General features: G+C 38.7%; 26 protein-coding genes, 1 pseudogene and 1 riboswitch. Of the genes and pseudogenes, 18 read left to right on the top strand and 9 right to left on the bottom strand.

The features are described from left to right. Positions 1–194: 194 nt before the first annotated feature. Complete coding sequence (locus HRT96_RS06930) at positions 195–782, bottom strand: porin family protein (protein WP_293154156.1); 588 nt, start codon at positions 780–782, stop codon at positions 195–197. A 1309-nt stretch (positions 783–2091) separates the two neighbouring features. Here HRT96_RS06930 and HRT96_RS06925 point away from each other — a divergent pair. After that, positions 2092–2487, top strand: a complete 396-nt coding sequence (locus HRT96_RS06925; RefSeq protein ID WP_043994888.1) for a hypothetical protein — start codon at positions 2092–2094, stop codon at positions 2485–2487. Between the two features lie 48 nt (positions 2488–2535). Here HRT96_RS06925 and HRT96_RS06920 read toward each other — a convergent pair whose 3' ends face one another. After that, complete coding sequence (locus HRT96_RS06920) at positions 2536–3621, bottom strand: tyrosine-type recombinase/integrase (protein ID WP_293154152.1); 1086 nt, start codon at positions 3619–3621, stop codon at positions 2536–2538. A 357-nt stretch (positions 3622–3978) separates the two neighbouring features. On the opposite strand from HRT96_RS06920, the gene HRT96_RS06915 reads away from it, so the two are divergent. The 3 genes from HRT96_RS06915 to HRT96_RS06905 all read left to right on the top strand — a co-directional run bounded on the left by HRT96_RS06915 (position 3979) and on the right by HRT96_RS06905 (position 6368). Beyond that, the gene (locus tag HRT96_RS06915) at positions 3979–4611 is read left to right on the top strand and encodes an SDR family NAD(P)-dependent oxidoreductase (RefSeq protein ID WP_293154149.1); all 633 of its coding nucleotides are present in this window, start codon (positions 3979–3981) and stop codon (positions 4609–4611) included. A 77-nt stretch (positions 4612–4688) separates the two neighbouring features. Beyond that, complete coding sequence (locus HRT96_RS06910; protein WP_293154147.1) at positions 4689–5141, top strand: MEKHLA domain-containing protein; 453 nt, start codon at positions 4689–4691, stop codon at positions 5139–5141. 52 nt (positions 5142–5193) lie between these two features. Further along, a riboswitch (purine riboswitch) is annotated at positions 5194–5293 on the top strand. Between the two features lie 67 nt (positions 5294–5360). Beyond that, the gene (locus HRT96_RS06905) at positions 5361–6368 is read left to right on the top strand and encodes an adenosine deaminase (protein ID WP_293154145.1); all 1008 of its coding nucleotides are present in this window, start codon (positions 5361–5363) and stop codon (positions 6366–6368) included. 72 nt (positions 6369–6440) lie between these two features. On the opposite strand, the gene HRT96_RS06900 is transcribed toward HRT96_RS06905, so the two are convergent. Together HRT96_RS06900 and HRT96_RS06895 are read right to left on the bottom strand one after the other, a co-directional pair. Then, positions 6441–6680 carry a plasmid replication protein RepB gene (locus HRT96_RS06900; RefSeq protein WP_293154143.1) on the bottom strand — a complete coding sequence of 80 codons (240 nt, stop codon included), beginning with the start codon at positions 6678–6680 and terminating at the stop codon, positions 6441–6443. Positions 6681–6849: 169 nt separating this feature from the next. After that, complete coding sequence (locus tag HRT96_RS06895) at positions 6850–8397, bottom strand: sodium:alanine symporter family protein (RefSeq protein WP_293154141.1); 1548 nt, start codon at positions 8395–8397, stop codon at positions 6850–6852. A 598-nt stretch (positions 8398–8995) separates the two neighbouring features. On the opposite strand from HRT96_RS06895, the gene HRT96_RS06890 reads away from it, so the two are divergent. The 3 genes from HRT96_RS06890 (at position 8996) to HRT96_RS06880 (ending at position 12153) form a co-directional block, all read left to right on the top strand. Further along, positions 8996–9490, top strand: coding sequence for a hypothetical protein (locus HRT96_RS06890; RefSeq protein ID WP_293154138.1), 495 nt, complete (start codon positions 8996–8998; stop codon positions 9488–9490). Positions 9491–9502: 12 nt separating this feature from the next. After that, positions 9503–11131, top strand: a complete 1629-nt coding sequence (locus HRT96_RS06885) for an ABC transporter ATP-binding protein (RefSeq protein ID WP_293154135.1) — start codon at positions 9503–9505, stop codon at positions 11129–11131. A gap of 146 nt (positions 11132–11277) precedes the next feature. Then, entirely contained in the window at positions 11278–12153 is an 876-nt protein-coding gene (locus HRT96_RS06880; RefSeq protein WP_293154132.1) for an alpha/beta fold hydrolase, read from the top strand. A 173-nt stretch (positions 12154–12326) separates the two neighbouring features. On the opposite strand, the gene HRT96_RS06875 is transcribed toward HRT96_RS06880, so the two are convergent. Then, the gene (locus HRT96_RS06875) at positions 12327–12908 is read right to left on the bottom strand and encodes a TetR/AcrR family transcriptional regulator (RefSeq protein WP_293154130.1); all 582 of its coding nucleotides are present in this window, start codon (positions 12906–12908) and stop codon (positions 12327–12329) included. 157 nt (positions 12909–13065) lie between these two features. On the opposite strand from HRT96_RS06875, the gene HRT96_RS06870 reads away from it, so the two are divergent. Continuing rightward, positions 13066–14118, top strand: coding sequence for an alkene reductase (locus tag HRT96_RS06870; RefSeq protein WP_293154127.1), 1053 nt, complete (start codon positions 13066–13068; stop codon positions 14116–14118). A gap of 71 nt (positions 14119–14189) precedes the next feature. Here HRT96_RS06870 and HRT96_RS06865 read toward each other — a convergent pair whose 3' ends face one another. After that, positions 14190–15011 carry an AraC family transcriptional regulator gene (locus tag HRT96_RS06865; RefSeq protein ID WP_293154124.1) on the bottom strand — a complete coding sequence of 274 codons (822 nt, stop codon included), beginning with the start codon at positions 15009–15011 and terminating at the stop codon, positions 14190–14192. 159 nt (positions 15012–15170) lie between these two features. On the opposite strand from HRT96_RS06865, the gene HRT96_RS06860 reads away from it, so the two are divergent. The 9 genes from HRT96_RS06860 to HRT96_RS06820 all read left to right on the top strand — a co-directional run bounded on the left by HRT96_RS06860 (position 15171) and on the right by HRT96_RS06820 (position 21092). Continuing rightward, on the top strand, positions 15171–15656 hold the full coding sequence (locus HRT96_RS06860; RefSeq protein ID WP_293154121.1) for a YHS domain-containing (seleno)protein: 486 nt from the start codon (positions 15171–15173) through the stop codon (positions 15654–15656). Between the two features lie 43 nt (positions 15657–15699). Continuing rightward, a complete protein-coding gene (locus HRT96_RS06855; protein ID WP_293154118.1) occupies positions 15700–15978 on the top strand; it encodes a DUF2282 domain-containing protein in 279 nt (92 codons plus the stop codon). A gap of 16 nt (positions 15979–15994) precedes the next feature. Next, positions 15995–16873 carry a DUF692 domain-containing protein gene (locus tag HRT96_RS06850; protein WP_293154115.1) on the top strand — a complete coding sequence of 293 codons (879 nt, stop codon included), beginning with the start codon at positions 15995–15997 and terminating at the stop codon, positions 16871–16873. Further along, a complete protein-coding gene (locus HRT96_RS06845) occupies positions 16866–17648 on the top strand; it encodes a DNA-binding domain-containing protein (protein WP_293154112.1) in 783 nt (260 codons plus the stop codon). The genes HRT96_RS06850 and HRT96_RS06845 overlap by 8 nt, the downstream gene beginning before the upstream one ends. A gap of 2 nt (positions 17649–17650) precedes the next feature. Next, positions 17651–18115 (top strand): DoxX family protein, encoded by a 465-nt coding sequence (locus HRT96_RS06840; RefSeq protein WP_293154109.1) that lies wholly within the window; start codon positions 17651–17653, stop codon positions 18113–18115. Positions 18116–18561: 446 nt separating this feature from the next. After that, on the top strand, positions 18562–18783 hold the full coding sequence (locus tag HRT96_RS06835) for a hypothetical protein (protein WP_293154106.1): 222 nt from the start codon (positions 18562–18564) through the stop codon (positions 18781–18783). Positions 18784–19324: 541 nt separating this feature from the next. Then, complete coding sequence (locus tag HRT96_RS06830) at positions 19325–20125, top strand: abortive infection family protein (RefSeq protein ID WP_293154104.1); 801 nt, start codon at positions 19325–19327, stop codon at positions 20123–20125. A 118-nt stretch (positions 20126–20243) separates the two neighbouring features. Further along, the gene (locus tag HRT96_RS06825) at positions 20244–20582 is read left to right on the top strand and encodes a hypothetical protein (RefSeq protein ID WP_293154101.1); all 339 of its coding nucleotides are present in this window, start codon (positions 20244–20246) and stop codon (positions 20580–20582) included. An 87-nt stretch (positions 20583–20669) separates the two neighbouring features. Continuing rightward, a complete protein-coding gene (locus tag HRT96_RS06820) occupies positions 20670–21092 on the top strand; it encodes a VOC family protein (protein ID WP_067042391.1) in 423 nt (140 codons plus the stop codon). 251 nt (positions 21093–21343) lie between these two features. Here the strand turns inward: HRT96_RS06820 and HRT96_RS06815 are convergent, their stop codons facing one another. The 3 genes and pseudogenes from HRT96_RS06815 to HRT96_RS06805 all read right to left on the bottom strand — a co-directional run. Next, positions 21344–21721 carry a transposase gene (locus tag HRT96_RS06815; protein WP_293154094.1) on the bottom strand — a complete coding sequence of 126 codons (378 nt, stop codon included), beginning with the start codon at positions 21719–21721 and terminating at the stop codon, positions 21344–21346. Then, positions 21721–21849, bottom strand: coding sequence for a transposase domain-containing protein (locus HRT96_RS06810; RefSeq protein WP_293154217.1), 129 nt, complete (start codon positions 21847–21849; stop codon positions 21721–21723). Before HRT96_RS06810 ends, HRT96_RS06815 begins: the two co-directional genes overlap by 1 nt. An 87-nt stretch (positions 21850–21936) precedes the next feature. Further along, positions 21937–22383: pseudogene (locus HRT96_RS06805) on the bottom strand (transposase); the annotation flags it as partial. Positions 22384–22931: 548 nt separating this feature from the next. Here HRT96_RS06805 and HRT96_RS06800 point away from each other — a divergent pair. Then, the gene (locus HRT96_RS06800; RefSeq protein WP_293154092.1) at positions 22932–25181 is read left to right on the top strand and encodes a pesticin C-terminus-like muramidase; all 2250 of its coding nucleotides are present in this window, start codon (positions 22932–22934) and stop codon (positions 25179–25181) included. Positions 25182–25195: the final 14 nt, after the last annotated feature.

The raw sequence follows: 25195 nt of genomic DNA, 5'->3' as shown, positions 1-25195 counted from the left end.
ATTGGATATTGATTTATGGATAGCTATAAATCAGGAGAGCTGGTGGATATTCAGGTTTTTGAAAAGATATTATGTTTGTCTTATAATTATGCGTGTGATGTTCAGCGTTAAAATTAAATTCTTATAAAGAAGAAAAAGAAGTGATAGTGCAAAAGGGTATGACTATCACTTTATATGTTTACAAACTTAGACGTTTAAAACTTGTAAGATGCAGCAACGTAAACTGAACCAATCAGTACACTTGTATCTGAAGTAAAAGTACCATTATCAATTGCGAAAGCATCACCTTCATAACCCGCTCGAAAACTAACACCAGCTAAAGCCGCTGGTGTATATTCTAGGCCAGCACCAAAATGTAAAGCCGTTGCACTATTGTCATCTAGAGCTTTAATATTTTGACCTAAATCCAATGAAGATAAACCAATAACACCAAACGGACGCAAACCATTTTCAAATGTATAGCCAAGGTTAGCAGCTACAGATACAGTTGTTGGTTCCCACTTATAATATTTTGAATTTGCAACATTAGTGATCGGGGTGATGTCACCATATTTTGTATACTGAACTTCAACAGCAACGATACGGTTAAACTGATAACCACCAATGAATTTAAGTGAGCTACCATCAGTATCGCTATCGAAAGAGTATCCGTTAGTATCAGTATTTACATTTGTTGTACCAACACCTCCACCGATATAAAAACCTGATACATCTTGATTCGCTTGGACATTTACAGATAATACCATTGCAGTTAGTGCGCCTAATACTGTAATCGTTTTCATTTTAAATCCTGTTTTATATGATATTTTATAGACGTGATTATAAAGAGAATAAAACATTAAACAACGTGCTAAGACTAGTATGTTGTAAGGGTTTGTAAGAGTATATCGAGAAAATAATCATCGCCAGTGTAAAGCTATTCAAAAGGGCAATAATAATAGTGAAGCAAGGATAAACCTTAATCCGATAAATCTCGAGCTTGGTAAAACTTGAATTGCGTCACTGGAAAATATCCATCCCGCAGAAGCAAGGAGTGTTGTGATCACTAGTATAAAATAGGCTCTGTGATTGTTGGTCATCTTATCTATGGAACGTATTGTTAAGTTCTCAATTAAGTAATCGGTATTCTATCTCGATTCTTAGTATCTGCCCATTTAAGACAGTGCTTTAATATGTATTTTTACAATAAGGTAATAGTAACCCTATCTAGTGCTTGATTGATGACTCATCAATCAAGGGATTAGTCGGTTTGACTAAAATTCACCGGTTTAACACTTGTCCGTAAGCTGTTGTAATTTAAGGCTAATTAATTTTATGCAGATGCTAAGGTCTTGTTTTTACGGGGCTGGCAATAACACTGTATATATATACAGCGTTATTCTTTACTCAATCAAGGTCAATAATTCGGTTTATACGGGCTAATTAGTCATGATTATACGTCATTCAAAATCATTGTTTTAACACGTATCATGATGATATTTAACGGTTATATTATGTTTATATTTTATTTTTAGGTGCGCTGTGTAAAATCTGTATTTCTGCATGGGTAACTACAAGTAATAATAAAAATAACGGCCTAAAATGTATGTCCGCGTTGATGGTGCTAAAAGAGATTGTTATTGTTTAATAAAACAATTAACAATGAGAATAATAATTTCAGTACGTTATTCTATTATTTAAAATAGATGAATTAACAAATGGTCACACTTATAAAGCAGTAAGTGCTCTATATTATGCATGCATTGTAATGCAATATATTGATATTACTAAGTTCAACCTAAAATGGCTCAATTTATTTTATTTCGTATAATGACCGTTAAACGAAATAAAAGCCTTGATATTACTGGTTTTTAATGGTGAATTATTTTAGGGCTCATTGTTGAATAATATAATGAATTTAATATTGTCGTTACAGATAGTGAAGGTAGTCGTTAATTGTTTAATAAGTTGTAACTGTTATAATATATATATGCTTTATTAAGGTAAGTATAATGAATGGTAAGTGAACTAATTAGTGTGCTAAAATGTATTCACTTAATTCCTATTTTAAAATAAATAGGTTTTTGTTAACTCATGGACTCAGTGGTAAACATGAAGATTAAACCTGATGCAACACGAAAAAATAGCACGATAAGAATGTACGAAGACTTACTCGAAAAATTAGAAACGATAAGCGAACAATGTAACGTTTCAAAAAGTCAGTTTGTTGAAGGCATGCTTACAGATGTGTTTGAAAATGGTATGAATAATCTGTTACTAGGGACGGGGATTATTACCGTACACTTAAGTAATAAGATCACCAGGAAGCATGCTGAAAATGTGTTAATGGAAAACTATCCAAAAATTAAAAACACACTGTATGTAGAGACTGATAATGATGACACCGAAATTACGGTTAACTTAAATGGTAATCAGTTTAGTCATGACGATGTCAGTTGTATGTTTCATGCCACGCTAAATGAAATGGTACTGCTGATTGATGGGTAGACCTGAATTATTGGAAAGGTCATGTGCCTTTCCACTATCATGCAATACTTATATGTCGGTCATTGTTTCCAATCGTTCTCTAAATTCTCGTACTGTCGCGAATTTATTATTCACACCTCGAGTATAGAGCTCGACCATTCTTAATGTTTTCCATCTTCCCGCACGCATGACTAATGAGTCATCATAACCTGCACTAACAAGATCGCAAGAGGCGCCAACTCGGGCAGAGTGTCCACTGAATGGGCGTTCGGGTAAATCAACATGGAGATCAAAACTGACAGATTGATTATAATCTGTTATTGAATGCCAAGTATTAGCAAATACCAACTCAACAGTTTTGGTTGATATCGGTTTGTCATGTGGGTTTGGACTATGGTCACTTGATTTTAACTTTTCTAATTTACCACCGCGCGGGGTAATACGTTTAAACAAAAACTGGCCATGATGTGCTGATATCTTTTGTAAATACAAAGGCAGTAATTTAGAGGTGAATTTACTTAAATGAACAATAGAACCATCTAATGATTTATCAGTTTTAGAGTTAGTAATGTTAATGTTATACAGACCATTCACTTTTTGAATTTGATCAACAAATAGATTACAGGCTTCACTTTCTCGTAACAAACCGTCATAGCAAATGTTGAGCAATAGTGCATTGCGTATCGACAGTAGCGAGTTTATATCGAGTTGCTCGTTTACAAATTTCAAATGGTCATAAGAAAATGCGACAGCTTGCTTGCGCTTTATACCGCGTTTTACCTCTTGTTTCGAGATTATTTTTAACCGAGCGGTAATTATCGTTTTGAAATAAGGGATCTCTAAACCGGCTAAACTGTGGATCTTCGAAACGGCCCAGGCATAAATACGCAGTGTTTGGGCTTTGCAACCGCGCTCATTTTCTTGTATAAGAAATGCCTCAAGTATCGTTGCGTCTTGGAGAGGCAAGGGAATGACATTATGAGTGAGGCAATAATCATTAAATTTACTCACATGGTAATGTAACGACTTTAGCGTGTTTTCTTCTAACTGTTCTTTACGATCACTAAACCTAATTAGATTTTCTATGTGTTCTTCGGTTAAGTGTTTAGACGAGACTATTGAGTTATTATTTATATTTATCAATGCTTTAGGCATTACTTGTCCAGGCGAATAAAATGCTATTAATGATTAACCGCGCAATTATAGCATTAACAACTGTATAAGCAAACAGTATAAACACCTTGTTTTTTGGTGCGCTACGTGAAATCTGATTACGTGATGTGAGTCCTAGCTAGTAGATTTTACACAGGAACGCCTAAATTATTAATTTATATGGTATTATCGAAAAATAACCATTTTAATAACTAAATGGTAATGATCGAGTTTGCAACTTATGACTTATGTCATGCGGAACGGATACTTTTAAACAGCTGATTTATTGATCTTTGTCGTGACAGAGCAGCACATTTAGTTATAATGAGAATCATTATCAATAACGTGGTATCTAATAATATGAATGAAGTAGTAATTTTTGGTGCAGCAAGTGGTTTAGGACTAGCGATGGTCAATTACTTTACGAGTAATGGTGTGTCAGTCATTGGTGTTGCGCGTAATGTCGAAAAAAATGCACTTTCAATATTATGCGATAAAACGTATCAATGTGATGCAACCGATCAAGCGCAGGTTTCAAGTGTTGTCGAATCACTTAGTAAAGACGCTATTGTTATCTCAACTATGGGTAGCTTTCGTGCCGATATACCTGTTGATTATATCGGTCATAGGCATCTTATCGATGCATTAGAAAGTGCTGGCATTAACCGACTTTTATTAGTAACTTCATTGGGTTGTGGTGATTCGTGGCAGTTTATGTCTGCGCGATCTAAAGCTGCTTTTGGTAGTGCAGTAAGAGAAAAGTCACTGGCAGAATCGTACTTACAAACCAGTACCCTAGACTTTACGATCTTACGACCGGGTGGATTAAAAGATGGTGACGTGACTAACGCTGGTGACTTATCACAAGGTAAGGAAGTGCATGGAATGATCACTCGTCACGAAGTTGCACGATTGGTTCATGCATTACTACTTCAGGATAAGAGTAAGAAGCAAGTATTTGAATGTGTTGATCCAACTGTTGTTTACGGATAGTTGTGTAGCATATACGAATAGTTATGTAATAATAAGGTCCTTGACTCGACTCTTCATAGATAACAAGGATCTTATCAATGAAACAATATCCTAGTCCAAAAAACGGATATCGCCATGAACATGCCGATCTATTAATATCAAGTTACCAACGCCTAACAGGTAAAAAACTCATTGATAGTCGCCATATCGATATTGGCAAAGCTTTATTTGACGCTGACTTTGTCGTGGTATCGCATGGCACTGAAAGCGATCCGATATTTAATTATGGCAATAAGTCGGCATTAAAATCATTTGAACTTAACTGGTCAGAATTTGTGGCTTTACCATCGAGAAAGTCAGCAAAGCCCCTAGACAGAGATGAAAGACAGGATTTATTGGCGAGAGTCACAACGTTTGGTTTTATTGATGATTATCGCGGTTTACGTATTTCCTCTACTGGTCGTACTTTTTGGATAGAAAATGCAACTGTGTGGAATCTTATTGATAACAATGGGGCTTTTCGTGGTCAAGCTGCTATGTTTAAACCATAGACTTGCTAAATTACATTCTGTACAATCAGTTTCAAGCTAATTCAGCATTTCAATTCTGCAATTAGTTTCCCTTCGTATAACCCTAATAATATGGATTAGGGGTCTCTACCAGGAACCAATAATTCCTGATTACGAAGAGTTTAGTACTTTAGTACTTTTCTCTTTGTAGTGTCTGTTATTAAAGAGAAGTACTTAATAAATTTTATTAGGAACTTAATCATGAAACAATTTATTCAAAATTTACCGAAAGTAGAACTTCATTTACACATCGAAGGCACGCTTGAACCCGAACTTATGTTCGAACTTGCCGCACGCAATAATATAGATATTCCTTTCAGCTCATGTGCCGAAGTTAAAGATGCGTACAACTTCCATAACCTGCAATCGTTTTTAGATATTTATTATCAAGGCGCCAAGGTATTAATCACAGAACAGGATTTTTTCGATCTTACCTGGGCTTATCTACTGCGTTGTAAAAACGACAATGTTGTTCATACCGAGGTGTTTTTCGATCCACAAACACACACAGAACGCGGCATTAGTTTTGATACTGTTGTTAACGGTATCCATAATGCGTTATCTCAAGCCGTTGATGAGCTCGGTATTACCAGTGAATTGATCATGTGTTTTTTGCGTCATCTCGATGAAAAATCCGCATTTACAACATTAAATCAATCACTTGAACATAAAGACAAGATCGTCGCCGTCGGGTTAGATTCGTCAGAAAATGGTAACCCAGCCAGTAAGTTTGAGCGAGTATTTAAATATGCACTTGATGAAGGATTTTTAACTGTGGCACATGCTGGTGAAGAAGGGCCCGCCAGTAGTATTCGTGATGCGTTAGACCTGTTGAAATTAACCCGTATTGATCATGGTGTACGCTGTTCGGATGATGAAACGTTAGTTAAAGAGTTAGCCAAACATAGAACACCGCTGACCGTTTGTCCTCTTTCTAACATCAAACTAAAAGTTTTTGAACACATGGCTGAACATAATATTGTTGAGTTATTGCGTAAAGGTGTGTGTGTGACGATCAATTCGGATGATCCGGCATACTTTGGTGGTTATATGACAGACAATTTTATGGCTGTTGGAGAGGCGCATTCTATGTCTAAATCTGAAATAGCACAATTTACCTTTAATGCAATTGAAGCAAGTTTCATTTCAGATCAGGAAAAAAACCGGTTAATGTCGATGAATCAAGCCTATTTAGAGCAAAATATGTAATCTAGCACCGAAAAAGTGCCATTTTTACGGGGGGTGAATTACACCTGTATATATATACAGGTGTAATTCTGATCACGTAAAATCGATACTTATCTTCTTAAAACCAATCTTTTGTGCATTGGCTGCTGCCGCATCAATCGTCTTAAATGCCCTTGGGGTATTTGATTCTTCACGTTGTGATGTCATCACATGTACATTCTTATTTACTGTTTTTACGATTAAGATATAACCGTTCATTAAAGGCGCTCGTTTTATAGTGACCGCTTTAAGCCCGCCATTATCAAACAAAACTTTCAATTCTTTGAGTTCCAAACCAATGCATTCCTGATTTTTTGATTAAAATAAAAGATGTTATTGTACAATCAAAACTCGTATTTTAACAATCAAATTAGAAATTTGATTTATCTATATATAACGAAAAATGGTCCAGTCAATATTATTGACTGGACCATTTACTCTTTAAAAATAGAGGGTTATAAAATTAGTTATTTAACTCTTTAGATACTAGCGTACCTTCTTTACTGTAATCTTTTATTTCACCAGATTTAACTCGGGCAATAAACGATTGTAGCTCTTTTTTCACTACTGGCATTAAGAAATACAAACCGATGATATTGAAGATAGACATTGCAAAGATAGCTGCATCAGAGAAATCAATCACAGCACCAAAGCTAACACTTGCCCCGACAACCACAAAACAACAGAACATAATTTTATAGACAAGTTCCGTCGTTTTGCCTTCACCGAACAGATATGTCCAAGCTTTAAGGCCATAATAAGACCACGAGATCATTGTTGAGAACGCAAACATAACAACGGCGATTGCCAGAATATACTCGAAGATATCTGCCGTTTCAGTAAACGCCGCGGCGGTAAGTGTTACACCGCTAAGGTCGCCATTATTCATTCCTGAAATGGTGATCACCAATGCCGTCATCGTACAAATGATCACGGTATCAATGAATGGTTCGAGAACCGAAACGAGACCTTCAGTGATAGGCTCTTTGGTTTTTACTGCTGCATGTGCAATCGCAGCTGAACCCACACCAGCTTCATTCGAGAATGTCGCACGTTTCATACCTTGGATTAATGCACCAACAAAACCACCGGCAACACCAGCACCAGTGAAGGCACCTTCAATGATTTGTGCAAATGCATCGCCAATCATAGATGCGTTAGATACCAACACAATAACCGACATACCTACATACAATAGGGCCATTGCTGGGACTAATTTACTTGTTACTTTCGCAATGGATGGCATGCCACCAATAATAACCGAACCAACCATAATGGCTAAAATAACCCCTGTAACCCAACCATAGCCGTCAGGTATACCCAGAGCTTGTACAATCATTGCGTTCGCTTGGTTGCCTTGGAACATGTTGCCACCACCCAGCGCACCTAAAATAGTCATAATTGCAAAGCCGACAGCCAGGAATTTGCCTAGATTAGTAAAACCACGTTCTTTTAAACCTCGGCTTAGGTAATACATTGGACCACCCGAGACTTCACCGTTTGGCAGTTCATTACGATACTTAACACCAAGTGTACATTCACAGAACTTTGAAGCCATACCGAGTAGGCCACACAGGATCATCCAGAACGTGGCACCGGGACCACCAATAGCAAGTGCAGCACCAACGCCGGCAATATTACCAAGCCCGACCGTACCAGAAAGCGCGGTTGTTAAGGCTTGGAAGTGAGAAACTTGGCCGGGATCGTTATTGTTCGGATCAGTGAAGTCACCTTTAACGATCTTAACGGCTAAACCAAAGCGCTTGAACTGAACAAAACCAAAATAAAATGTGAAAATAATGGCCGCAATAAATAACCAGCCTACGATGATGGGAAAGTTTGTCCCATTAACAGGAACTGAGGTGAAAATTGTATTAGCAAACCAACTGAGGTTTTCGTTGAAGAACTGATCAACAGCCTTATCAAACCCGACTGGTTCACTGGCGGCGAAAGCCGAAGAGGTAAACATGCTTAATATTACAGCAATATAGAAACTAACCTTTGAGATCATATTCAATTCCATCCATGTATTATCTTATTTAAGCGATACCAATAGAATAATTCACTATTCAACACCGAATTACCGCTCCATGGCAAAATAAGTTAGCAATAAATAAACATTTCATCAACAATTGACAATGACTTACAGTAGATGTTTATTCTTATAAAAACTTTACAGATAGTTTTATAACCCACCATAAAGGGGTGTATCCAGTCGTCACAGCTGAAATATGGTGGTTGTTAGTTGATGTGCGATTAACGTCTTATAGGTTACGATCTGTTAAGTTTGTCACCTTTTTTTAGCATAATACTCTAAATTAGTTAGTCTATTTGGTTTCATGTACTTATAAGGAGTTAGTCTATTTAGGTGTTTAAATGGGGGGATTTAAAAGCATCAATTGTAGTTAATGTATAATTCATACCATTGCTTATTTCGGTTTTAGTAATCGGTCTATATAGGTTAATCCTCTTATTAAACTGACTAAATAACGGATAATTAGTGTGACATTATTATTTTAGTGATACATCTCACTATGAGAATGATTTTGATTTGCAATTGATAATAAATCTCATTAACATCGTTACCTCTTATAAATTTGAGGTGGATTATGGAATTGGAGCAATGCTGGATGCGTTACCTGAAGGCAGAAAAGTTAATGGAACATGGTTATTGGCCAGAAGCTCATCAGCTATATGGGGAGGTATTAGACAATCTTCCAAACCATATTCATCAGGCGTTAGAAAACGAACATATTAAACCATGCCAGTTTTCATGCTTGTTATTAGGATTAAGAGATGCCACTGTCGCACAGTCTGAAATTCTCAATCAAATGGGGCAGCAACAACGCGCATTTACCACGTTGAACCAGTCTTATGCGCTATTGCAGTTTATTTCTCTTGAAACAAGTGATCTTGTTCAACGAACGATGACGCTTATCGATAATAAAAGTGAAGATATTCTCCGTCATATGGGTGCTTTTTGTCACGCTCAACGCGATGCTCAGTGGATGCTTAAATATGAACATATCCAGAAAGCGCATCATCACTTTGCCAAGCTAAGAGTGACGGCAGACCCACACCATGCAACGCATCTGTTAAATTGATAAGGACGTATCATGCTAAACCAAACCATTCTTCGAGTTCGTAACCTCTCCGTCAGTTTTACTACCAATGACGGAATGGTGGATGCGGTGAAAAATATCAACTTTGATTTGAGGTCCGGCGAAACACTGGCTATTGTCGGTGAATCGGGATCGGGTAAATCTGTATCCTCTAATGCTCTGATGTGCTTATTACCAGCCAATGCTATCGTATCTTCACGATCGAGCATTGTGTTTGAAGGTGAATCGATCTTAGACAAAACCGAACGTCAAATGCAGTCTATTCGAGGTGACCGTATTGGCATGGTCTTCCAAGAACCAATGACGTCTCTAAACCCTTATTTACGGGTGGGCATTCAGGTTGCCGAAGCCATGATGTGCCATCGTAAAGTGTCAAAACAACAGGCGAAAATACGTGTTTTAGAACTCTTTACTCTCGTGCATTTACCAAATCCAGAACAAGCTTACGGCAAGTTTCCACATGAATTTTCAGGCGGTCAACTGCAACGTATTATGATTGCAATGGCGCTTATTAATGAACCTGACATTCTCATTGCCGATGAACCAACCACTGCGTTAGATGTTACGGTGCAGGCCGAAGTGCTGGATTTAATTAAAGAAATTCAGAAAAAAATGGGCATGGCTATTTTGTTTATTACGCACGATCTCGGCGTGGTTAAGCACTTTGCAGATCGAGTACTGGTCATGTGCAAAGGGGAAATAGTGGAAGAAGGGGAGACCGGACTACTTTTCCGGGAACCACAACACGAATATACAAAAATGCTGATTAACTCGATCCCGAAAGGTCAAAAACAGCCAATCAAAGCAACTGCTCCAGAGCTACTTTGTGCTGAAAATATTAAGGTTAAGTTCCTGGTTAAATCTCACTTTATTCCCAGTAAATCCGAATATTTTGAAGCGGTTAAAGGCATTTCACTCACACTGAAACAAGGTGAAACGTTGGGTATTGTCGGTGAGTCTGGCTCTGGTAAATCGACTCTAGGTCGGGCTATTATTGGCTTACTGCCCTTTACAGGTAATCTATCCTATAAAGGTCAAGATCTGCGTTTACTCAGTGATAAGGAAAAATTTGCACTGAAAAAAGACGTACAAATGGTTTTCCAGGACCCGTACGGATCTTTGTCACCGCGTATGACGGTTGGCGAAATCATTACTGAAGGCTTAAGAGTGCACAAACCCCTGATGTCCAAACAGGAACGCTTACAAAAAGCCTACCTCGCGCTCGAAGAAGTACGCTTAGAGCCGAACTCAATCAATCGTTATCCGCACGAGTTTTCTGGTGGTCAGCGTCAACGTATTGCCATTGCGAGAGCGCTGATCTTGAAGCCGTCTTTTATTTTATTGGATGAACCTACGTCTGCACTCGACCGTTCTGTTCAGCTTACCGTGATTGAGTTACTGAAAGAGATCCAGGTCAAAAACAACATTGGTTTCATCTTCATCAGTCATGATCTTGCCGTCGTCAAAGCCCTATCTGACCGGGTATTAGTGATGCAAAAAGGGAGAGTGATGGAGCAGGGAACTGCTGAGGAAATATTTCATAACCCTCAGCACGATTACACTAGAAAACTGATCAACGCTTCGTTTGACTTGGATGAAGTGGCAATCGAGGGTGTAGCTTAGCTTTCATTAATATAAATAAAATGCCGCAATATGCGGCATTTTATAGGCATCGAGCAAGCAAGTTTGATGGTTTCAAATAATATGTTGAAACTGGTATGACCTCGCGTACAATGTTGTAAATATGTTAAATGAATGGATAAGCTAAAATGGATAATTTTTTCACAGATGAAGTCGATGTTTATTGCCAAGATGGTTACAAACTTTCGGCAACACTCTTTAAACCCACAACGGAGATAAAAGCAGCAATTTTGCTTGCACCAGCGACTGGGATAACACAACAGTTTTACAAAGGTTTCGCCTGTTTTTTAGCAGAGCATGGATATGCCGTGATCACGTTTGATAACCGAGGTATTGGAAAGTCATTATCGGGTAAAGTCAGTGCTAGTACCGCATCACTACAGTGTTGGGGAGAGCAAGATATGCCGGCAGTCCTTGAGTCTCTCAAAACAACCTATCCAGATAGCTCTTATCACCTGATTGGCCACAGCGCCGGAGGGCAATTAGTCGGCTTAATGCATAATGCGAAAGACCTCAGCTCCATTTTCACTTTTGCCAGCTCTTCTGGCCGATTAAAAAATATGAAAATGCCTTATGCTTTAAAAGCACAATTCTTTATGAACCTGTTCATCCCAATGAGTAACCTGATTTTCGGCCATACAAAATCTCAGTTGCTTGGCATGGGAGAGCCGTTGCCCAAAGCTGTGGCTCAGCAATGGCGTCATTGGTGTAATGGACAGGGTTATGTGAAGACAGCCTTTGGAAAATCGATACATAATCACCTGTACAATACACTCTCGATGCCTTCCCTGTGGGTGAATGCCACCGATGATGACATCGCCATTGATGCCAATGTGGCTGATATGCTGACCGTTTTTAAAAATATGAATGCAGAAACACTGACCTTATCGCCTGAAGCATGTAATTTAACTGAAATCGGTCACATGAAGTTTTTTAGTCGCAAGGCAAGTCATTTATGGGAGCACCCTTTAACCTGGTTAGAAAGCAATGTCCCCCCGCAGTAAATTCATCCGGATAGCAAAAGCGTTATGTTCGTAGGGTTGGTAGGAGTAGTGGATTGCTTAAAAAACTATTGGTTATACTATCATCGCTTTAATTGCTTTTGCTTCAGCCCTTGGCTACACAGTTTGGTATAGCGCATTAAGAGGTTTATCAGCAACTGAAGCCGCAGTTTAATCTACCGACACACATCCTGATATAGCTGATCAGCGAGATGCTTAATGGTATTACCTTCTGGGTGAGTATGGGCGAATGTTCGTAATCCATAGATACCCATCATCAGATAGTGAGCACGTAAATCCGCATTACGGTCGCTGGTAATTTCCTTTTGATCAATAGCCTGTTGCAATACATGGGTAATAGCCACCTGCCAGTTGGCAAGATGTAGCGTAATAATGTCATGTACTTCTGCATCTTGTTCAGCGACTTCATTCAGCGCCTTAGTCAGTAAACAAGCCCGAGAGGCATCGCAGCTCTGACATTCTAGAACAATATGATCCAGATAGGCTTTAAGCTCAGTGAGTACGGGACGTTGACCGGTGAAAATCCCAGCGAACTCCGTATTTCTATCTAGACGATACTGCTCTAATGCGGCTAACAGAAGACCGCGCTTATTCTCGAACGCACAATAGATAGAACCAGGGTGCAAACCTGTGGCCTTTTTCAAATCTTGCATACTGGTCTTACCGTAACCTTTATCCATAAAGGAGGTCATGGCAGATCTCAGTACTTTTTCTCTATCAAATTCTGCAATACGCATGGCTAGTCGGTAACTCTTCTTGAGACTCTTTATCGCTGAGTCATATTATGCAATGAAGTCCATTATAATCAATTTTGAATGTTTATTCAAAAATAGTTGTTGAATGATCATTCAAAAAAGATTATCTTGAACGTACATTCAAGAAACGGACATCGCTATGACTGATAACCTATTTCAAACTTATGTACTTAATAAGACTTTATCGTTAAAAAATCGCATTCTAATGGCGCCGTTGACTCGCTGTATGGCTGATGATGAATTAGTACCGACTCAAGATATGGCTGACTACTATGGTCGTCGGGCCGAGGCTGGTTTAATCATTTCTGAAGCGGTGATCATACGTCCAGATGGTCAAGGTTATCCAAATACTCCTGGTATCTTTACACCGGCACAAATTGATGGTTGGAGAACTGTAACTGATGCAGTACATCAAAATGGTGGTAAAATATTTGCACAGCTTTGGCACACGGGTCGTGTTGCACATCCACACTTTTACCAAGCAACAGGTAGCCAAGATGTCATGGCGCCTTCTGCAGTCGGTGTTGAAGGTAGTGTACCTAGAATGCGTGAGCTGACTTATCAAATACCAAAGGCTGTATCGGTAGAAGAGATTGCTCAGTTAGTGAGTGATTATTCTCAAGCCGCAGCAAACGCGATAGACGCAGGTTTTGATGGTGTTGAAATACATGGCGCTAACGGTTATTTAATTGACCAATTCTTACATCACGACAGTAACCGCCGCAGTGATGAATATGGCCAGACACCTGAAAACATGTCACGTTTCGCTCTTGAGGTTGTTGATGCAATCGTTGCTCGTATCGGTAATGAGAGAACGGCACTACGTGTATCACCCGGTGCATACTTCAATATGGCTGGTGACAGTCGTGACCGTGCGGTATTCGATTATCTTATCCCCGAACTTGAGCAGCGTGATTTAGCTTTCTTACATATTGGCATTTTTGATGATGCGATGGAATTTGATTATTTAGGTGGTCGAGCGTCAAGTTATGTTCGTAGCATTTATAACAAGACATTAGTGGGCGTGGGTAGCTTTACTGCTGAAGCAGGTAGCAAAGCGATTACGGATGATAAATTTGATCTGCTGGCGATAGGCCGACCATTTATTGCCAACCCTGATTATGTCGAGCGTGTTCGAGATGGTAAGGACTTAGTTGAATATTCAGATGAGATGTTGACGAGTCTGGTATAAGACAAAGTACTAATATTTTGTAGATAGCGATAAGAATTAAGCGGGTTAGCATTGTGCTAGCCTTTTTTGTATTAAAGCGTTTGCTCAATCCACCGTTTAGGCGAAATGCCGAGTTTCTTCCTAAATACTCGCGCTAGCGCTGACCCATTTTCATAACCTACGGCATTAGCAACAAGGGCCACTGGCTTGTTTTGTAATAGTAGACCCTTCGCCACAACAATACGCCAATCAATTATATAGTCGCCTGGGCTTTGGCCTACCGTACGCTTAAATACGTCGGCAAATTTTGATCGAGACATAAGCGCTAGTTCTGCCATCTCCTCTAATCCCCATTGTCGCTCTGGTGTCTCGTGTATAGCCAATAACACTTTCGATATTTGCGGATGGGCTAATCCTGCGAGCAAACCATGCTGCATGATGTTGTTATCAATAACATGGCGTAGCACGTAAATAATAAAGATATCTGTCAACGCGTTAATCATTGGTAACCGTCCGCTATCTTCGTTAAATGCCTCTTCAAATAACCACTGTGCAGTTTTCATTAGCGCTTCGTTTTCACTGAGTTTGAAGCACAGTAATCTTGGCAGGGCATCGGCAATCGGATTCGCTGTATTTTCATTATAAACGATGCTTGCACAGACCAATTTTGGTGGATTTTCTTCACTGGCTATTACACGGTGCGCATGCTGTGTGGGAAAAAACATCACGGTGGGTTCATTGATTAAATGTGAGGTTCCTTGCTCATCAATTATTGTGATCTCACCACTTTGCAACAGATGTAAATGACCTTTGTTTGGTTCTCGATTGAAATTAGATATACCACAAAGATGACCGGTAAAGAACACTTCGGTATTCATTGAAAATCGTTGAAGAATGACTGATAACGGATCCATTATTACCTCATATAGAACTATTTTGGACGATTGGGTTCAATGTTAGGACTATGTCATCCCTTTTGAATGATTGAAAGCACTATATTTACAACTAAGGAAGACAACCTTCGAATGCGTAAATGGTTAACATTAAACTTTTCATAAAATACGGAGAATACTATGAAGCTTTCAACATTTGTAAAATCAACATTCATGACGACTGCACTTGTCGCTAGCAGCTTAACTTTTGCTGCAAACATTGAAGTAAATGCGAACAGTAATGACATCGCAATCAGTGGTTACGATACGGTGTCTTACTTTACAAAAGGTACGCCAACTAAAGGTTCGAACAATTTCACAGCCGCTTATAATGGCGCCATTTATCAGTTTTCATCTGCTGATAACCGCGATTTATTCAAAGCAGATCCAAGTAAATATGCACCACAATATGGCGGTTTTTGCGCGATGGGCGTGGCATTGAATAAAAAATTAGATACCGACCCAACTGCTTGGCATATTCGTGGCGACAAATTGTACCTGAATTACAACAAGGCTGTTCAGACAAAATGGAACACTGATATTCCTGGTTATATCGAAACAGCGCAAGTTAACTGGATTGATATTAAAGGATTAACCGAAGATCAAATCGAAAAAGTGTACGACTAATATTGAATCGTACTCATGACGCGTTAACGGTATAGGAACCATTATGAATAATAAATTAATAGTAAGTGCTGCATTAGCGGCTGTGATGTCTACGGGTGTTATTGCCTCTGCAGAAGCAGCAAGTAAAAAAGAAAAGTGTTACGGCGTAGCGAAAGCGGGTCAAAACGATTGTGCGAACTTAGCCGGTACCCATTCATGTGCTGGGCAATCAAGCCTGAGTCATGATAAAGGTGAGTGGAAATTAGTCACAAAAGGTACCTGTTCAACATTGGGTGGATTGTCGAAGCAAGAAGCCAAGCAGTTATATTTAACCTCTAAATAAGACTAAGGAGCATGTTATGTCGGTACATAGTAAAGATATATTAGTGGGTGTTGGACTAAGGCACCCACACTTTACCGACATATTAACGTCGGCTAAGCAAGTTGACTTTGTGGAAGTGCATTCAGAGAACTTCTTTGGACAAGGTGGCGCTGCATTATCTGTCCTTAATCAAGTAAGAGAGGCCTATCCTGTTAGTTTGCATTCAACGTCTATGGGTCTTGGATCGTTACAGGATATACCTGCGAGTTATTTAACGCGTTTAAAGCAATTAACGCAAACCATCGATCCTTTTTTAATGTCTGAACATGCTTGTTTTACGTGGGGGCAATTACAAATGCAAGGGCAACTGATACATAGCGGTGACTTATTACCGATAGCGCATACACGTCATAATTTAAATCGAATGTGCGAGCAAATAGATAAAGTGCAATCGTACTTAGGACGTGAGCTGATTATTGAAAATGTGTCGGCTTATGTGAAATTTGATGAAAGTTATCTTTCTGAAGCCGAATTTCTAACGCAACTGTGTAAACAGACAGGCGCTAAAATACTGCTCGATATTAACAATATTGCGGTGAATAGCTTGAATTTTGAAGGCGGAAACATTCAGAAATCGGTCACTAATTATATCAATACCTTGCCAGTGAATAGTGTCGCGCAGATACATCTCGCGGGTTGCAGTGCGGTTCCTGATGGTCAAATGGTTATTGATGATCATGCGCGGCCTGTTTCTGATGACGTTTGGCAAGGCTACCAACAAGCATTAACGCGCTTTGGTGCTGTGCCAACATTAGTTGAATGGGATTCAGATTTACCCGCGTGGTCAGTGTTAGTTGGCGAAGCAGAAAAGGCACGTGCTATAGCTAATACCGTGTTGGGGGCTAGTGATGAATGACTCTTTTATCAATGAACAACAGCGACTATTGGATACGATTTGGAGTGATGAGGAATCAGGTACAGCTCTAAATGGCTTTAGCACTCAAGGCATCAGTATTTATCGTCGTAATTTGTTAGCTAATGCTGAACGTGCGCTAAGCATCACTTTTCCGACTGTGTTTGAATTACTTGATAGTGATATTCGTACTTGTTTGGTCCAGCAGTTTCTGAAAACATCACCACCAGTTCAAGGTGACTGGGGACAATGGGGCGCTGAATTTTCTGAATTTATCGCGGCAACGAAAATTGGTGTGGATTATCCGTACCTTGTTCATTGTGCAGTTTTGGATTGGCACATTCATTGTGCGTTACATGGCCGCGACCAAAGTTTAGAGCAAACGTCATTACAACTGCTGACTAATTTCGAACCCGAACATATATTTATTACGTTTAACGACAATGTGAAATTGCTAAGCACAAGCTATCCAGTAGTGGAGATTTTTGACGCACACCATCACGATAATCAAGAGCAGCGCGATGGTGCTTTTAATCTTGCTAAGCAAGCCTTATCGTCTGTGCTGGTGGACCATACTGTCATGATTTATCGATCTGAGTTTCAACCCCAAGTAACCAAGTTAACAGAGAGTGAAGGGCGCTTCATTTTATCTTTAATGTTGGGGAATTCACTCGCTCAGTCGCTTGATACTGTGCGGCATGATAGTCTATTTTCATTTCAAGCCTGGTTGATTAGCGCCATCGAACATAACTTAATTCATTATTTTAAAGAGAGTTGACCATGAATACTTCAAACTCATTGTTGTTATCAGTGAATCAAATTTATCGACGTATTATAGAAAAAGTAAGTATGTTAGAACCTGTTGCATTACTGGCCGCACGTTTGTATGTCGGTTGGGCTTTCTTTTCATCTGGACTGACAAAGCTAAACAACTGGGACAGTACGTTATTTCTATTTGAAGAGGAATATCACGTACCATTATTGCCTTATGAACTAGCTGCTTATTTAGGGACTGCTGCTGAGATCATTCTACCCTTATTATTGATGGCTGGATTAGCAAGTCGTTTCTCTGCATTGGGGTTATTTTTCGTCAATATTGTGGCTGTTATTAGCTTGGAAGATATTGCCGCCGCCGCTTACGCTCAGCATGTATTATGGGGAACTCTATTGTTGCAAGTTGTTATCTTTAGTGGGGGGCGTTTTGCTTTTGATTATATGGTTAAGCGCAAGGTAGATTTGACGTAATAGACGACATTTTGGCGTTCTCCAAGAGATATTTCAGGGAGATAATTAAAATAAATGAGGCGAGGCTATGTCTCATCACTAACTTCTAATTTCACTTATGAACAGCAACGTGTTGCGTTCTTCAACTAACTAAAATGACTAGATAGGCGTATTTTATACGTGTTATTGGTATTTTGGTGAACGAAGTCTCGATTTATCAAAAGACAGTCAGGTTTATCTTGCAGGCTAAAATTAATGTCAATATACTCAATTACATAGCTAGCCTTGTATATAACTTATAAGACTAAATAAATAATTTACAGGACGGCTCGCTTTTCCATAAGCATGTAATTAATAAATTTGAAGTATAACCTTACTTTTCAATTAATTAATCTACTTTTATTGAGGTGAATGAATTTGGGAAATCGAGAGTCCTGTTATATAAATGTTAGGCAACAAGGGAAAGTATGTCTGAACTTTCAAGAGTCGGTGAAGATCAAGTAACTTGGTATCCATGCCCAATTGGCAGGCTAGAATCTGTATTGAAAAAAGTCTTATATACAAATAGAGGTTATGAACATGTTTATGCCCACAGGAAAAATATTGCTTATAACCTTCAATATATACAATTTCAAGATAAGGTACTTCAAGAGATAAAACTTAGCTCTGTCATTTCTACCAAACGATAAAAACAATTGTTCTTGTCGGTTGCAGTATTATCGAGTCATTATTACATTTCCTACTCATAGTTAATGGTTATCACACTAAAACGGATTGGGTTGAAAAAATTAGCTTTAAAGGCAATCAAAAGAAACTTGATGGTGAAGTGGTTAGAGTCGACACTGTTATTTATAAAAAACTACCCGAAGAAAAACTGAAGCATATGTCATTCGACGCAATGATCAAATGTGCAAAATCAAAACACATCTTTGGTTCAAATAAAGCTATATATGAAAAATTAGAGTCTTTAAGAAACCTGAGAAATAAAGTCCATTTACAGGTTATCAATAATCCAAATTGGAATACTTTTAATAACTTGGATTTATCTGATGTTTGTAAAGTATTGTATGATATTTTCACTAGCAGTCTGTTTGAAGTAACAGAAAAAGAAGAACAGTGTTTTAGATATTTACGGCGTAATTTTGTTGCCTAACATATAAGAATAGGTGTCGCGTAGCCGACACCTTATTCGAGTGTTGAGCAAGCAGTTACTCAAACGGAGGTTCAAATTTGAACGCATTAATTCCAAATTCAGTTATAGGTTCAGTGGCTTCAATAATTGCCGCACATTATTACAGTCACACAAAGCTCGAATCACTATTCATGGAAGCGGGGGCTCCAGGTGATGCTCCTCAGGGTAATTGTGAAACGAAATGTAGCAGTTGGCTAAAGCGTTGCAATGAAGATGATTCAGTTGAAGCATTGGAGGTTTTGGGTGGTGTTATTCAAAAATATATGGATAACGATTCTTTTTGTGGAAACGACCTTGAAACAGGACAAGAAAGGATTTCTGCTGCCTTAGCAAAAAACAACCTTGTATATAGAGTGAATGGCCATGTCATACCAGCAGGATCAAATTCAATAACCAAAACACTTGAAGATTTTTTTAAGACTGGTGACTTTTCGTCTATAGAAAAAGAATTCGAAAGAGCTGTGCTAAACATATCTTCAGACCCTCATGCATCAATTACAGCTGCATGCTCAATTATTGAATCGGCATTGAAATTTTATATCGAGAAGTTTGAGCTTGGGATGCCGAGAAAACTAAACGTAATAGATCTATGGGGAGTAGTGCGTATTGACCTTCCTTTGAATTCTGACCCCGCATTAGCTGCAGATCAGCATAAGATTTTAAAGGGTCTATCTGCAGTAATCGATGGAGTTGGAGCTTTCAGATCCCATATAGGTTCCGCACATGGAAGAGGTCAAACTCCCCCTTCTATTGTTCAAGCAGAGGCAAGGCTAGCAGTTAATGCATCCCATACAGTTGTAGTGTTCGTAATGGAACATTTGCATGCGAAAAGTGCCTAACAAGGCAAATCACGCGGACGGCTAAAGCTGTCACATTTTTTGCTAAAAAAGAAAAGGCGCAAAACACTGCGCCAGCACGCCGCCAGTGTTTGCGGCGTTATACGCCATCGGAGCATCAGTGAATAAACTAGAGTTCACAAAAATTATTAAAGAGGTAGTGTCTCAGTCAGCGATAGACGACACACTTGAGACCCTCAATGATCCTCCTGGCCGAAATCCAGATAAGAAATTACTCGTACAGTCAGAATGGTTTAAGGGTTTGAATGGGCCATTCGAGTTCAAGCGCATTGAATGGCTTGAGCTTCCAAATCGTATTGGGCACAAACCTTATGAGAATGCACCAACTCAATTTAAAACACAGGACCTTTCCAGAATAATCGAGCAGCTAAATGTTATTGGGAGCTTTGAAATTGATAGTGATTCAGAAAGTATCACTATATATGGGTACAAGCCCTAACAAGCGCATGTTGTCGGAATGGTAACCCCGCAAATGCGAGCGTTATAGCGCTGAGTTACATCAGCATTGAATTCAAGGATAGATGAATTGAAACAATCAATAGTACACATTGCGATAGTAGTTAAAGACTATGATGAGGCAATTGATTTTTATGTAAATAAACTCAGATTTGAGCTTGTTGAAGATACTTACCAACCAGAACAAGATAAACGTTGGGTTGTGGTTTCGCCACCAGGTTCCAATGGTGTCACACTATTATTAGCTCGTGCATCTAAGCCTGAGCAAAATGACTTTGTGGGAAATCAAGCTGGTGGTCGAGTATTCCTATTCTTAAATACAGATGACTTTTGGCGTGATTATAATCGTATGTTATCTGAAGGTATAAAGTTTATTAGAGAGCCTAAAGAGCAGGATTACGGCACTGTAGCGGTATTTGAAGATCTTTACGGTAATTTATGGGATTTACTTCAATTAAACCCAAATCATCCGATAGCATCAAGAGCGCTATAACATATAAGAATAGGTGTCGCGCAGCCGACACCTATTCGGGTGTTGAACAAGTCCGAAGCCCTTCTTTATATAGTAAATAACGTGTTTGATCTTGGTGGGTACTTCGCCTTGGGGCTAAACCCAAGACGAGCGAAATTGAGATGAATAACAGGGCTGTTATTTATCAATGAATTAACCTATTTTCACCATAACTATCGCATCTCCAATCTTAAGTGTTAACACCATTATCCTTATTATGTTTAGCCTTTCGGCTAGGTCGTTCGCGTGATACCAACGCACTTCATTTCATGCTGACAGCAAGGACAAATGCGGATTGCTTTGCTTGATATTGTTGCGGCGAGTTCAGATCTTTTCCAATTGAACAGATGCAGCAATATTGTTTGAATGCGCACTCTTAGCCGTGTGGCATTACCGTGTAAAAACCCATAATCCAGCACTCGCTGTAATCCTTTGGGAAGCACATGTTGCAAGATAAGCCAGAGAAATTGAAACGTCGGTAAAATTCTGGTTTTCGTTGTTTGAGTTTGCCCGTCTTTATATTTGAATATCACGGTATTATTGCTTGTGTCGATGATGTTTTTGTCGGGAAATACGCCCCGATATAAGTAAGCGGTCAAGCCTGATATCATCAGGCTTCTAGGTCGTAATTCCAAGGCAATAAATCACTTAAATCAGCAAGTTCATCCCGTTGCAGCAGTTCTCTGAAGAGTTTTTGGAAGTATAAATACGGATTTATATCGTTCGCACGGCAAGTCATCACAATACTGTAAAGTACTGCGATCGCGTCTGCACCATCCACTGATTGACTGAACATCCAATTTTTTCGACCGGTGATAAATGGCCTGATATTTCGTTCAGTGACGTTATTATCAATCCCTAATTCTCCAGAATACAAATAGGGCCTCAGCTTTTCCCTTTGGTTTAAGGTATAACTAATAGCTACGCCTATTTTACTTTTCGGGGTGACTGTCTTTCCACTTTTTATTAGCCATTCATGAAATTGCTGCAAGACGGGTTCTGCTTTTTTCACTCATAAGTGTTGCCGTTCTTCGGGGGTTAATAATTTGGATTTTTTCTCTATCGCGTAAAGCGATTGGATGTAATTTAATGCCACTGTGGCTTTGCATGTTTTTTTGGGCTGCGCGGTTAAGGCATCATGTAACTTACGTCTTGCATGAGCCCAGCAACCAACAGGAATAATATTGTCGATATTTTCATAAACACTGTAACCATCGCATTGTAAATAACCTGAAAACCCCGTTAAGAACGATTTAGAACAGCGACGTGCGATTTAGTTAGCCCACTTTCAGCTTGTAACTGAAATATGCGTTGCCAATGTTGTTCGTTTTTGCTTTGTTGCATGATTATCCTTCATTTAATGAAGGATAATCATGCAACAATTGAAAATATTTGGTAGGTGGGCTTAACTAAGCGTTTACTTTTATACAGTGTTGGAATGGCCGCTATGAATGCATTACTAAGGTGAAAGTTGTTGATATATGTTTGGAAGCCGTGACGTGCTAATTTTTCGGGTTTTGATATGGTAGGGATGTCGATAATCTAAGCCATATGTTCCCATTTTATGTTATGGCATCTACTCAATTAAAAGTTGTTTATGATTATTCGCAATATATTTGCTTATGTGAAATGTGATAATTATGAGCATAATACTTCGCCAGCCCCCCAAATAATAACTTCGAGGTAATAAATAATACAAAAAAACACTTAACTTATTGCAATATAATAACTTATGGTTTAAGTTGGCCCCAAACCAAATCGTTATCATTAAGTCTAATCAGCTTAAAATCACTGCAATTTTTATTTAATTGTGGGCATATAATGAATATACGTTACAAATTTATACCAAGTTCTGAATTATCCCATGATGAACTAGCGTGTAAACAATCCTCCGATGAAGTCATTAGGACGCTTTCGTGTGAGCGAAATACTGCTTCTTGGCTGAACCATCTTCCTCAAAGATTAAAGCAAACTCTTTTGCTTTCAGGTGGAGAACAGGCGTTAAACACACTCCGTCGATTATTATCTAGTGGGCAGTGGGTCGCGGTAAATGCTCAAAATCAGTACGCTCAAAATGAAAAAAAAACTGCCTTTAGAAACGCTTATTATAAACGCGTTACCGATGATATTGTTCAGGTACCTCAATCTACTGATGTGCCTATGGAACTAACGCCTGAGCATAAAATTGTCATCGAAATTGCAGGACAATCACCCGCGGGTAATGCGGAATTTTATTTGAGAAAGAAAGAGGACCAAATTGGAAAGCAATCAAAACCTCAATTAGATGTTCGAAATATACACCGTAGTTTGGTTGAATTTGATGTATTAAAAGACGCTACGCGCGATTTAGATCTGCAAATATACATGCACATACACCCAAAGCCTTTAAGTTATATATTAACGCAAGGGATAGCACCTGTTGATAAGGACACAGAAAAAAAAGAGTGGGATAATGTACTTATTCCTGTTAGAGCTTTAGCGTATTTAGGAAAAGAGAAAGATAAAAATAATATCGCTGAATTCAAAGCGGGGTTTTTATATCTATTTTGGAAAGGAAAATTATGGCGAGAGCTTGCCATAACTGATAATAGTTATTACAAAGACATTGATTTTATGTATTTCAAATTGATATACGTAGAAGAACAACGAAAAAAAACGCCTAAAACAGTGGAAAGATATTCAGAAGGATTTCAACAGCAGCACTTGCTAGTACCTTATAAATTAAAAGGCGAATATCAAGTTGGTGATAATGGTTTAGATTTACTTTTTAGTCCCGTAGCACTGACATTTAAAAAAATAGCTGATTTTGAAGCGAACAAACAAGCATTAAAAAAAGTATCCATCTCTCTTGATCCGCTAAATGAATATTCAAAAACACAGTCATTTGGTATACAAGAAAACATCTCAAATGCAAGTGCTTTTATTGCAGGTGAAGTGAAAGATACTTATATGCCTTGGCTCTCTGGCAATCTTAGGGTTATCAATCATTTAAAGTTCTCCAACATTGCAGTCGCTTATCTTGATGGACAAAATGGGATCTTAAAATCTGAACATTTCTATCCCGTATATAATTTAGATTTATTCACGAAAAGTGAAACTGATTTTTTCAAAAAAGGTGTGAAAGGAGAGGCTGTAAAAAGTATCCAAGAAGCACTTGTGATATTAGGACTAAATATTGGTAGTGCAGGCGCAGATGGTGATTTTGGAAACGCAACACAAAAAGCTATCGTGTTATTCAAGTCCCAATTCACTCCAACGAACAAGGTTCACCAAGATTATAATTTAAATAAAAGTACCGAAGCGGTTGATAAAGACACTTTACTTGGGATTGATGAGGCTCTTGTTGAACATTGGCGTTATATCTCAGATGAAATGGATAAAAAATGGCTACAAGTACCTATAGGGCAACTTACTTTTGATGCTGAAGGAAATGATATTAAGGATAATATGTTTTTCACTCGTGTTCCTCACGTCCCCAATAATGGCGGTAAAGTTATAGAAAGCTCAGGAGTTACGTTTGGGAAAGGATTAGATTTAGGAGGTCGATCCGCTTCTGATGTTGAAAAAATCTTTAAGGCGGCGGCTAAAAACTGCAACCAAATTTCGGATAAGTTATTGACATGGCTAAAAGGTGGAGCAGGAAAAACCAAACAACCAGCTTACACATATTGGCAGACATTGGATAAATGCGTACCAAAAGCAGAGCAAGAGATGACTCGAAAAATGCAGCATTATGCATTTTTAGAAATTTATGACGTATACGTTAAAGACTGTAAGCGTTTAACGCTTAAGCAGGATGTATGTGATGTTTACCTTAATGGTAATTCAATTGACTGGGATGCATTATCGACCAAAGTAAAAGAGGTACTCGTTGATTTACATTTTGTCGGTCGGTATTACGCGAAAACAAAAAGACTCATAATACCAGCGCTGTATAAAGACCAGTTAGAGGGTAAAGTAGGCGAAGATTCAGCATTTTATAAGGTGATGAATGATGATGACTGGTGGTTAGTAAATTTCCCAAAAATGTCTAAAACACGCGGTGATAATAGAGCCGAAAATTTAATTTAAAGAGGGATTGTTAT

Origin of the sequence: Moritella sp., from assembly GCF_013215705.1 — a bacterium.
Lineage (GTDB): Bacteria > Pseudomonadota > Gammaproteobacteria > Enterobacterales > Moritellaceae > Moritella.
The sequence above is the reverse complement of the archived record's forward strand: the minus strand, read 5'-3'. Positions and strand labels throughout refer to the sequence as shown.